This is a genomic window from Mesorhizobium sp. CA8 (genome assembly GCF_020164955.1).
Taxonomy (GTDB): domain Bacteria; phylum Pseudomonadota; class Alphaproteobacteria; order Rhizobiales; family Rhizobiaceae; genus Mesorhizobium.
In genome coordinates this window covers 162855-171062 of sequence record NZ_JAIUHG010000012.1, presented here as the reverse complement: position 1 = coordinate 171062, position 8208 = coordinate 162855, and the positions used below count along the sequence as shown (strand labels likewise).

9 protein-coding genes and 1 tRNA gene are annotated in these 8208 nt (G+C 62.8%); 5 read left to right on the top strand and 5 right to left on the bottom strand.

Annotation, left to right across the window (positions count from 1 at the left end; all coding sequences use genetic code 11):
- Positions 1-211, top strand: a 211-nt coding sequence (locus tag LB553_RS15670; RefSeq protein ID WP_224514581.1) for a hypothetical protein, incomplete at its 5' end; no start/stop codon positions are given.
- A gap of 131 nt (positions 212-342) precedes the next feature.
- Here LB553_RS15670 and LB553_RS15665 read toward each other — a convergent pair.
- Positions 343-417: transfer RNA gene (locus tag LB553_RS15665), tRNA-Val, on the bottom strand.
- A 127-nt stretch (positions 418-544) separates the two neighbouring features.
- Positions 545-907, bottom strand: coding sequence for a cell cycle two-component system response regulator CpdR (gene cpdR, locus LB553_RS15660; RefSeq protein WP_006199474.1), 363 nt, complete (start codon positions 905-907; stop codon positions 545-547).
- Between the two features lie 150 nt (positions 908-1057).
- Here cpdR and LB553_RS15655 point away from each other — a divergent pair, with 150 nt between their 5' ends.
- Both LB553_RS15655 and hisN read left to right on the top strand, forming a co-directional pair.
- Complete coding sequence (locus tag LB553_RS15655; RefSeq protein ID WP_224514580.1) at positions 1058-2014, top strand: N-formylglutamate amidohydrolase; 957 nt, start codon at positions 1058-1060, stop codon at positions 2012-2014.
- Positions 2015-2369: 355 nt separating this feature from the next.
- Positions 2370-3143: a histidinol-phosphatase gene (hisN, locus tag LB553_RS15650; RefSeq protein WP_224514578.1), complete on the top strand. Its 774-nt coding sequence runs from the start codon at positions 2370-2372 to the stop codon at positions 3141-3143.
- A 12-nt stretch (positions 3144-3155) separates the two neighbouring features.
- Here the strand turns inward: hisN and LB553_RS15645 are convergent, their stop codons facing one another.
- On the bottom strand, positions 3156-4112 hold the full coding sequence (locus LB553_RS15645; RefSeq protein ID WP_224514577.1) for an alpha/beta fold hydrolase: 957 nt from the start codon (positions 4110-4112) through the stop codon (positions 3156-3158).
- A gap of 513 nt (positions 4113-4625) precedes the next feature.
- Here LB553_RS15645 and LB553_RS15640 point away from each other — a divergent pair.
- Together LB553_RS15640 and LB553_RS15635 are read left to right on the top strand one after the other, a co-directional pair.
- Positions 4626-5093, top strand: a complete 468-nt coding sequence (locus LB553_RS15640; RefSeq protein WP_040997220.1) for an Hsp20 family protein — start codon at positions 4626-4628, stop codon at positions 5091-5093.
- Between the two features lie 137 nt (positions 5094-5230).
- Positions 5231-5983, top strand: coding sequence for a sulfite exporter TauE/SafE family protein (locus tag LB553_RS15635; RefSeq protein ID WP_224514574.1), 753 nt, complete (start codon positions 5231-5233; stop codon positions 5981-5983).
- An 11-nt stretch (positions 5984-5994) separates the two neighbouring features.
- Here LB553_RS15635 and LB553_RS15630 read toward each other — a convergent pair whose 3' ends face one another.
- Both LB553_RS15630 and LB553_RS15625 read right to left on the bottom strand, forming a co-directional pair.
- Positions 5995-6807: an MBL fold metallo-hydrolase gene (locus LB553_RS15630; protein WP_318011503.1), complete on the bottom strand. Its 813-nt coding sequence runs from the start codon at positions 6805-6807 to the stop codon at positions 5995-5997.
- A gap of 108 nt (positions 6808-6915) precedes the next feature.
- Complete coding sequence (locus LB553_RS15625; RefSeq protein ID WP_224514573.1) at positions 6916-7965, bottom strand: threonine aldolase family protein; 1050 nt, start codon at positions 7963-7965, stop codon at positions 6916-6918.
- Between the last annotated feature and the right edge of the window lie 243 nt (positions 7966-8208).

Genomic DNA, 8208 nt, shown 5'->3' with positions numbered 1-8208 from the left:
GATCCGACTGCATGGCAAACCTGCCAAGCAGGCGAGCCTTCTTGCCTCCAATCTTGACAGGGAACATGAGAGACTAGCGGAGCTTTCTAGACGGTCCGGCTTCAGGGGCGGCTTCCTTGATCATGCTGGCGAGTTGCTTGCGGAGGGAATTGCCTTCCAGTTGCCTTCCGTCATAGCCCTCACGTCGCAACCGCTCGCGCAATCCGTATAGATCCACGATGTCTCCCGAGCGGGCGAGTTCGAATGCGCGCTCAAGGGTCGTTTTGTTCGGGTTCATTAGCCGCCAATCAACCGGGTTTCTGTGGCAATCGGCACAAGGGCTTAGCTAAGCTATTGGAAGGATGGTGGGCGTGACAAGGATTGAACTTGTGACCCCTGCAATGTCAATGCAGTGCTCTCCCGCTGAGCTACACGCCCATCCGAAGCCGCGCATACACCATTTTTGATCCGGCGCGTCAATAGCGGGAATGTGGAAAGACGGCTTCCGTTTGTTGCATCGGTGAAGTCCCTGCCGATGCGAGCCTCGATGCAGGCCACAGACGGCTCAGGCGGCCTGCAGCATCTTCTCGACCTCGTTGACGAGATCGCGCAGGTGGAAGGGCTTGGACAGCACCTTGGCGTCCTTGGGCGCCTTGGAATCGGGATTGAGCGCGACCGCGGCGAAACCGGTGATGAACATCACCTTGAGGTCCGGATCGATTTCGGTGGCCCGGCGGGCGAGCTCGATGCCATCCATCTCCGGCATGACGATGTCGGTCAAAAGCAGCGAGAAAGGCTCTTCGCGCAGCCGCTCATAGGCGCTGGCGCCATTGTCGAAATCGCTTACCTGGTAGCCGGCGCGTTCCAGCGCCTTGACAAGGAAGCGGCGCATATCGTCATCGTCTTCCGCCAGCAGAATGCGTGCCATCATATCCCGTCCGAATCACCCGCCCCAAGCCTGCCGCCGGGCAAGGCCGTTAACCATCCTGTATATGAGGTGGGGCCGGTAAACATCAAGTGAATGAAGGGCATCCAACATCCGGTTCGAAGCGCGGTTTCGCCGCCTGAAATGCTGGACATGCCAGGCGCAAGGTGGCAAGTTTTGCGTCATGATGCAGTGCTGTTTCCTGGTTCGTACAAATTGAAGACGGCAGCCGAGGATTTTTCGGTCGTTCCACCCTTCGAAATCCGATCGGGCGCCGAACAGCGTGTCCCCTTCCTGTTCAACTCACCGCATAGCGGCCGCCACTATCCGGAGCGTTTCCTGGCCATGGCGCGGCTCGACCGCAACGCCATCCGCCGGTCGGAGGACTGCTATGTTGAGGAGCTTTTCGGCGGCGCCGTGCCGCTCGGCGCGCCGCTGCTTTCGGCCAATTTTCCGCGCGCCTATCTCGACGTCAACCGCGAGCCCTGGGAACTCGATCCACGCATGTTCGCGGAGCCGGTGCCGTCCTTCTGCAACATCCGCTCGGCGCGTGTCGCCGGCGGGCTGGGCACTGTGCCGAAGCTGGTCGGCGAGGGGCTCGACATCTATCCCGGCCGGCTGCCTTTGGCCGAGGCGATCGGACGGATCGAGGCGGTGTACAAGCCTTATCACGAGACGCTGAAGCGGCTGCTGGCCAGGACGCATGCCAGGTTCGGCTATGCCGTGCTGGTCGACTGCCATTCGATGCCGGCCTCGATCCGCGTCGGCGACAATGGCGTGCGGCCCGACTTCATCATCGGCGACCGGTTCGGCATCTCGGCCTCGCCGGCGCTCACCGAAACGGCGATCGGCCTGCTTGTCGGCATGGGCTATACGGTCGCGCACAACAAGCCCTATGCCGGAGGTTTCATCACCGAGCATTATGGCAGGCCGGCTCGGCATCTGCATGCGCTGCAGATCGAGGTCAATCGCGGGCTTTACATGGACGAGCGGACGTTCCAGAAATCGGCCGGCTTCGACGCTTTGGCCGATGACCTGACCCGCTTCTCGGCCGACCTGATGTCGATGCCCGACCATCATTTCGTCGGTTTGCCGCTCGCGGCCGAATGACAGCGCGGTCGGCGGGCCGAGTTCTCATAAACGCAATTCCGGAAGGAAAACCGCGTCACACTTTCCTGGAATTGCTCGAAAAAAAGACCGCATCGTTTTCACGACACGGTCGAAGTCTAGGGAGGAAACGCCCAAGGAGGGCATGGACAGGAAAACCTGTCCGATAACAAAATTATTGTGCGTCGCACAAATGTCAATCGACATCGGGGTTTTTTAATTCAATATGATGTGGAAATTCCGCTTCGGCGGTTCAGATGTGGCATTCGGGCAACAAAAAGCGGGCGCCTGACCGGTCTTCAAAGCGCCTGTTCTGCGAGAAAGAGCGGCTGGCAAGAGCCGCGATGGGGAGAGCGACTTGGATATCAGCACCGATTTCATGCGGCGCATCGCGCATGCCGCCGCCGCGGAAACCTTGCCGCGCTTCCGCAGCGAGGGAACGGTCACCAACAAGCTTGCGGGAAGCTTCGATCCGGTCACGGAGGCCGATCGCGAAGCCGAGCGCGTGATCCGCACGCTGATCTCCTCCGAATATCCCGAGCATGGGATTCTTGGCGAAGAGCATGGCAGTCAGAACCTCACCAGCCGGCATGTTTGGGTGATCGACCCGATCGACGGCACCCGAGCCTTCATTTCCGGCATCCCGGTCTGGGGAACGCTGGTCGGGCTGACCGTCGATGGCGACGCGGTCGCCGGCATGATGTCGCAACCCTTCACCGGCGAGCTGTTCTACGCCAACGCTTCCGGATCGCATTACGAAGGCCCGGGCGGCCCGCGCCGGCTCGAGACTCGCAAGACGACCGAGCTCGCGCAAGCGACGCTGTTCACGACCACGCCGGCCCTGTTCAAGGGGGATGCGCGCAAGCGCTACGACCAGTTCGAGACAAAGGTGCAACTCGCCCGCTATGGCACCGATTGCTACGCCTTCGCCATGCTGGCGGCCGGCAGCATCGACATCGTCGCCGACCCGGGCCTGAAGCCCTACGACATCGTCGCGCTGATCCCGCTCATCGAAAAGGCCGGCGGCGTCATCACCACTTTCGAAGGCGGGCCGGCTGAGAAGGGCGGCGACATACTGGCGGCCGCGACGCCCGAGCTTCACGCGGCGGCGATGGCGGCGCTGCGCGGCTGAGCGGGCGCGCGCTCAGAGAGCGTCACCGGTGCCGGGAATGAAGGCGTCGAAGGCGGCCAGGAGCTGCTCGCGATAGATGTCCTTCTCCTGCAGGATTTCGTGCTGGGCACCGTCGATCATCAACAGCGAGCCGACGCGCAGTTTCCTGGCATAGGCTTCCACCGCCTTGGTCGAGACCACCCGGTCGGCGCCGGCGGCGACGATCAGCATCGGCACCTTGATCCTTGCCATGAAATCCGGATCGCTGATGGCTTTCGCGGCCGCGGCTGCAGCTTTCAGCCAGCGGATGGTCGGGCCGCCGAGCGCCAGCTGCGGCCAGGCCTCGTAGATGCCGACATTGCGCCGGTAGCGCGCGGGATCCGAGGTCACCTTGTTCACCTCGAAAGCCGGCGGCACTTTCGGCCGCGGACCGAGCGCGGCGTAGAGCCGGCCGAGACCCAGCGCGCAGAAGATCGCGCAGACGCGTCGCACCGTGGCGATCGAGACCGGCAGGTCCGGCACCTCCAGAAAAGGCGCCAGCAGCACCATGCGCCGCACCCGGTTGACCATGGATGGCGAGGCAAGCAGCGCAATCACGGCCCCGGTCGAGTGGGCGAGGATGTAATAGGGGCCGCGGCAGTCGGGCAGCACGATCTCCTCGAAGAATTGCTCGAGATCACGCGCATAGTCGCGGAAGCTGCGGACGTAGCCGCGCTGGCGGTCGCGCAGCAGGCGGCTGGAATCGCCCTGGCCGCGCCAGTCGAGGATGGCGACGCCGAAGCCGCGATCGGCGAGGTCGCGGATGGTCTCGAAATATTTCTCGATGCATTCGTTGCGCCCGGTCAGCAGAACCACCGTGCCCTGCAACGGACGAGCGACCGCGGCGAAGACGCCGTAGCGGATCTTCTTGCCGTCAGGCGTGGTGAAGAAGCCGCCCGCGGCATTCTGCGGCGCGGGATTGTCCTCGGTCAGATGGAAAAGATCCGTCATTCGGCGTCGTTGCTTGTTCTTTGCTCGGATGGGCGAGGCGTCAGCATGGTGATAGACGGCCAGCCGGCAAAAGCAAAGCGTTGCGAGGATTTACGCGGCAAGCCGCGAAGAGGAAGGCCGGAAGTGCCTGCGGCGCACTTCCGGCCTCGTCGATCCGGGAGGAAGGGACGTTGCACCCGGTTCGGCCTCGTCGCGGCGCAGGGAAGGCGCCGCTTGTCTCTCTGTCTTGAGGCAATTCCGGACGGAAAACCGCTTCACGCTTTTCCGGGAATTGCTCGAACTTGGACAAAGCTAGCGCTGCTTGACTGAACGGATGCCGAAGCGATGGTTCATCCACCATTCATCAACGTGGCTGCATTGCGACCGCCACGAAAGCCTTGAAATGGGTTTTTGAGCTTCCCAAATGTGGGTTGCGGCCGCCGATTGTCGGGGTCGCTGGCCTATCCGGAACGCCTTGCGAGGGTTTCGCACCGGGTCACACACAAACCATGTTGCTCAACAGGAGAACACCTGATGCGTCACGTTGATTTTTCCCCGCTTTATCGTTCGACTGTCGGCTTCGACCGGCTGTTCACCATGCTCGACTCGCTTGGCCAGCCCGAGACCGCGCAGACTTATCCGCCCTATAACATCGAGCGGACCGGCGAGAACGCCTATCGCATCTCGATGGCCGTTGCCGGCTTCTCGGAAGACGAGATCTCGATCGAAGCCCACCGCAACGTGCTGACCGTCAAGGGCGAGCGCAAGGAAGAGAACAACAGCGAGGGGTCGGAGCTGCTTTATCGCGGCATCGCCTCGCGGTCCTTCGAGCGCCGCTTCCAGCTCGCCGACCACGTCGAAGTGGAAGGCGCCACGCTGAAGAACGGCCTGCTCTTCGTCGACCTCAAGCGCAACATTCCAGAGGAGCTGAAGCCGCGCAAGATCGCGATCACCTCGTCCTCGGACAAGGCCAAGCAGATCGAGGCCAAGGCCGCCGCGTAATCCGCGGGGTCCATCCTGGACAAAGTCTCCCTCCCGAGACGAAAGAGCGGCGCCGCGAGGCGCCGCTTTTTATTGTGCCACCGGCAACGGGTCTTTCTGGCTCTTTTGAAGCATGCAGCGGCGGATCATGAAGGACCATGTCCGATTTTTCCCTGCTGTTGACGGCCACCGTCGCAATCACTTTCCTGCTCGCCGGTATAGTCAAGGGCGTTACCGGCATGGGCCTGCCGACGCTGGCCATGGGCCTCCTGGGCACGATCATGCCGCCGGTGACAGCCGCTTCGCTGCTCATCGTTCCGTCCTTCGTCACCAATGTCTGGCAGCTTTTCGCCGGCCCGAGTTTTTCCGCGATCCTGCGCCGGCTCAGGCTGATGATGGCAGGCATTCTCGCGGGCACGATCATCGGCGCCCGGCTGCTCGCGAGCGACAACGTCAAATGGACGACCGCGGGTCTCGGCGCGGCGCTCATTTTTTACGCTGCCTATACATTGCTGGCGCGGCAGCCGTCGGTTCCAGAGAGGACAGAGCGCTGGTCTTCGCCGGCCGTGGGCTTCCTCACCGGTCTGGTCACGGGCGGCACCGGCGTCTTCGTGATGCCTGCCGTTCCTTATATCCAGGCGCTCGGCTTGAGCCGCGACGATCTCATCCAGTCGCTCGGTCTTTCTTTCACCGTCTCCACCATCGCCCTGGCGCTGGGGCTCGCATCGCATGGTGCGTTCGATGCCGGACATCTGGCGATATCCTCGCTTGCGGTGCTGCCGGCCTTGCTCGGCATGTGGCTGGGGCAAATTCTGCGCCAGAAGATCAGTCCGGCTACTTTTCGCCGCTGGTTCCTGATTTTTCTGATCCTGCTCGGCGTCGAGTTGCTGCTGCGGCCCTTTCTGGCCTAGCTGCAAGGGGCCTACTGATTATTTGCCGCAAGAACGGCTTCGACATTCCGCCGGTGAACGGCTTCGTATGGCGCGAAATACTCGGTCGCCGTGGTGGCGAGAATCTCGGCGCCGAAGGTCTGCAGATCCTGCTTGGCCAGGTCGGGGTCTTGTCGGCAGGCAAGCAGCTTTCGGACATAGGTCTCGGTGGCGGCGATGAGGCTTCTGTCATAGCCGCCCGCTTCGATTACCGGAAAGGAACCGTGGTTGGGCAGGATCCGGTCGAACTGCCAGCCGGCCATGCGCTCGAGGTCGACCAGATGTTCGCCCAGGCGTTCCGGTTCCGAGACATAGGTGACGGAGTCTTCCAGCGTGTCACCCGCCAAGAGCAGGCCGGCGTCGGGCATCAGCAGCGCCGTGCCGTCATGGCTGTGGATCTCGACCTGGCGCAGTTCGATGGCGATGGCTCCCAGCGTCAAGCGGAGGCTGTCGTCGAACGTCCTGTTGGGCAGCACGAGCGGCTTGATCGGCGGATTGCCGCCTTCGATATTAGTCCGGCCGCGTTCGAGCGCCGCGGCGGTGAGGCGGTTGGCGATGATCTCGCAATCCTTAAACACCTCGTTGCCGGCGATATGGTCGTCATGCCAGTGGCTGAGCACGACGCGTATCGAGGTTACGCCCATCTCCTCGAGGGTCCGCCGGATGAAGCGGGCATGGGGCAGGGAGATGTGCGTGTCGTAGACAAGCGCCTGCGATCCGTCGACGATCGCATAGGTGCCAGATGCCGAGCATATAGGCGCCGTCGTCGAGCCAGTTCGGCTCGTCCGACCAGATGCGGACGCCATCGACGCGGCCGTCATAGAAGCCGAGCACATTCGGCGCTGGACGGACCAGCCGCATCGTCGAGCCGAGAGGCGGCCTAGTCATCGGCTTGCTCCTCGACGGCAGCAAAGTCAGGCCAGCAACCGACCGAGACGGTCGACCTCTTCCGTCGTCGTGGCGAAGCTGGCGACGAAGCGGTAGATCGCTTCCTTGTCGCCGAGATGGCCATCGAAACCCTGCGGGACGCCCCATTCGTAGAATTTGGCGCCGGCCGCCTGCAGCTTGTCGGCGGTTTCGCGGGTGAGGATCGCGAACACCTCATTGGCCTGCGGCAGCCAGGCGAGCTTGCCGACCGGCGCGTCCTCGATGGTCTCGGCCAGGTGTGCCGCCATCTGATTGGCGTGCCTCGCCATACGCAGCCACAGATCGTCCGTCAGATAGGCCTCGAACTGAGCCGAAATGAAACGAGCCTTGGAGAAGGTCTGTCCGGCGCGCTGGCGCAGCAAGCGCAGGTCCTTGCCGACGTCCGGATTGAGGATCACCACCGCGTCGGCCATCCAGCAGCCATTCTTGGTGCCGCCGAAGGAGATGATGTCGACGCCGCTCTTCCAGGTCATTTCGGCCGGGCTGACGCCGGTCGCCGCAATCGCATTGGCGAAGCGCGCGCCGTCCATGTGCAGCGGCAGCTTATGGCGGCGGCTGACCTCGGCGATCGCCTTGACATCCTCGACGCTGTAGACCGTGCCGACCTCGGTCGCCTGGGTGACGGTGACCGCCATCGGCTGGCCGGCAGGGGCCAGATCCTGCGAATAGCGCTTGATGGCCCGGTCGAGAGCCTCGGGGTTCATACGCCCCAGCGGTCCCGGCACCGGCGCCATGCGCGCGCCGCCGGTGTAGAAACCCATCGCGCCGAATTCGTCGACATTCATATGCGCCTCGGAATGGCAGAGCGCGATGCCGCCTATGCGGTTCAACGCAGCCATCGAAAGCGCGTTGGCGGCGGTGCCGGTCGCGGCGAAGAAGACCTGCACCTCACGCTCGAAGATATCGCTGAAGCGGCGATAGACGGCGCGGTCCAGATCGCCGTCGCCATAGGCGACAGCGGTGCCGGCGGCATGGCGCGACAGGTTGGCCGAAATGTCGGGGTGGACGCCGGCCCAGTTGTCGGATGCAAAGAACATCGATAGGTCCATATCGTGATTGGCAAAAGCGGCTGGACTTGACCGCTTCGGCGGTCGAAGCGCAAGGGCCAATCGCCGGCAAAGCGGTGAAGCAGCCCGTCGCCTCGAAAGACTCGGACCAAAGCTTGCGCTTCGGACGCTCGTCACGAAATTTTGTGTCGCAGCGCGCCCAAGTTTTTTGTGAATCGGTCTTGTGCGGCTCTCTGATTTCTGCCATAAAAATTTAGGACAGTAGTGCTGTCT

Coding starts and splice junctions, on each gene's coding strand:
- cpdR (WP_006199474.1), bottom strand. CDS start 907: ATGGCACGCATTCTGCTGGCGGAAGACGATGACGATATGCGCCGCTTC.
- LB553_RS15655 (WP_224514580.1), top strand. CDS start 1,058: ATGCCAGGCGCAAGGTGGCAAGTTTTGCGTCATGATGCAGTGCTGTTT.
- LB553_RS15645 (WP_224514577.1), bottom strand. CDS start 4,112: ATGACGGATCTTTTCCATCTGACCGAGGACAATCCCGCGCCGCAGAAT.
- LB553_RS15640 (WP_040997220.1), top strand. CDS start 4,626: ATGCGTCACGTTGATTTTTCCCCGCTTTATCGTTCGACTGTCGGCTTC.
- LB553_RS15635 (WP_224514574.1), top strand. CDS start 5,231: ATGTCCGATTTTTCCCTGCTGTTGACGGCCACCGTCGCAATCACTTTC.
- LB553_RS15630 (WP_318011503.1), bottom strand. CDS start 6,807: ATGGCGTCCGCATCTGGTCGGACGAGCCGAACTGGCTCGACGACGGCG.
- LB553_RS15625 (WP_224514573.1), bottom strand. CDS start 7,965: ATGTTCTTTGCATCCGACAACTGGGCCGGCGTCCACCCCGACATTTCG.